The sequence below is a fragment of the Comamonas sp. B-9 genome (genome assembly GCF_000410635.1).
Classification (GTDB): domain Bacteria; phylum Pseudomonadota; class Gammaproteobacteria; order Burkholderiales; family Burkholderiaceae_C; genus Comamonas.
The window spans coordinates 1-272 of the sequence record NZ_APCR01000560.1 but is presented as its reverse complement, the minus strand read 5'-3'; the positions used below and the strand labels follow the sequence as shown (position 1 = coordinate 272).

Here is a 272-nt window from a genome sequence, read left to right as displayed (position 1 = left end):
TTCCGTCAAGTGAGTGAGTAGTCGAGAGACTTTAAATTCAAGATCGAACTATAGAGTTTGATCCTGGCTCAGATTGAACGCTGGCGGCATGCTTTACACATGCAAGTCGAACGGTAACAGGTCTTCGGATGCTGACGAGTGGCGAACGGGTGAGTAACACATCGGAACGTGCCTAGTAGTGGGGGATAACTACTCGAAAGAGTAGCTAATACCGCATGAGATCTAAGGATGAAAGCAGGGGACCTTCGGGCCTTGCGCTACTAGAGCGGCTG

The 272-nt window shown here is 50.0% G+C and carries 1 rRNA gene; it reads left to right on the top strand.

Going from position 1 to position 272, the window contains the following annotated elements:
- Positions 1–45 precede the first annotated feature (45 nt).
- Positions 46–272 (top strand): 16S ribosomal RNA (locus H928_RS0105400); the annotation flags it as partial.